The sequence below is a fragment of the Arthrobacter sp. P1_A5 genome (assembly GCF_056406825.1).
In genome coordinates, this window is the sequence record NZ_JBFTZL010000354.1 from 1 (window position 1) to 1,250 (window position 1,250).

Consider the following 1,250-nt stretch of genomic DNA (forward strand, 5'->3'; position numbering starts at 1 on the left):
CGGTGCCGATCACCACGCGAGCTTCAGCCATGACGAGAGCGGTGAGGAGGAGGAGGTGGACCAGGAAACCGGAGAACTGAAAGGGGCCGCAGCCTGAATCCGCAGGACCGGCGGGCAGCGCCGTGGGCGCCGGGACTGGTCACCGGAACGCCGGAACGGGGCACTGCCGCGTGGCAGAATTGCCCGATGCAACACGCCAGGATCGTTGCGGGACGGGCGGCGCCCACCCGCACCGCGGGAGGGGCCGCCCGTCGCGTCGGCTGGGCCGCTCCGGCCGCCGCAACCTTGGTGCTCCTGCTTTCAGCCTTCGCCTGTGCGACGCCGGCCGGTAGCGGCGGAGCTATGGCCTCTGAAGCCGCGGACTCTCAGGGGACACCTTCCGCAACGTCCCCGGCACCGACAGCCACTGCGTCGCCGGCACCGGCATCCACGACGTCGCCGCTGGCGAACCCCGACCTGAAACCCGACAGGGAMTCCGCCATGAAGTCCACGGTCGAGGCGGTCCTGAACGCCGCCATCCGCGGCGGCAGTCAGCCCGAAACGGCGGGCATCCGCGCGTCGTTGGTTAAGGCRGGGATTCCGGCCGACGCTGTGGAAGTCACAGCCGGGCGGACGCCCACGGCATGGCTGTCGACGCCGTCGAGGCCGGAGTGCGCGACGGCAACGACTGCATCGTGGCCCAGATCCGCACCGGCACCGTCACCGTCGCTGTGCTGCTGCCGGGTCTGGCCTCCGGGGGCTGCCTCGTGGGCGTCCGGGACTGAGCCGAACCCTCGAACGCCGTTAAGTGGCCGATCCGGGCTCACGGAATGTGAGTTATCCCGCCCGAACCACTAGATTTGTAGGCATGGCGGAATTTATCTACACAATGACCAAGGCCCGTAAGGCTGTCGGCGAAAAACTCATCCTCGATGACGTAAGCATGTCCTTCTTCCCGGGGGCCAAGATTGGCGTTGTCGGCCCGAATGGTGCCGGTAAGTCCACCATTCTCAAGATCATGGCCGGCCTGGACACTCCCTCCAACGGTGAGGCCCGGCTCAGCCCCGGCTACACGGTAGGCATCCTGCTGCAGGAGCCGCCGCTGAACGAAGACAAGACCGTCCTGGGCAACGTCCAGGAAGGCGTCGGCGAAATCTACGGCAAGATCCAGCGCTTTAACGCGATCTCCGAGGAAATGGCCAGCCCCGACGCTGACTACGATGCCCTCCTCGAGGAAATGGGACAGCTGCAGGAAGCGATCGACGCTGCCG

The 1,250-nt window shown here is 67.0% G+C and carries 2 protein-coding genes; both read left to right on the top strand.

Annotated elements, in window-relative coordinates:
* Positions 1-623: 623 nt before the first annotated feature.
* On the top strand, positions 624-764 hold the full coding sequence (locus tag AC1D1S_RS21235; protein WP_243177211.1) for a DUF6993 domain-containing protein: 141 nt from the start codon (positions 624-626) through the stop codon (positions 762-764).
* An 83-nt stretch (positions 765-847) separates the two neighbouring features.
* On the top strand, positions 848-1,250 hold a 403-nt coding region (locus tag AC1D1S_RS21240; protein ID WP_476995457.1), incomplete at its 3' end, for an ATP-binding cassette domain-containing protein.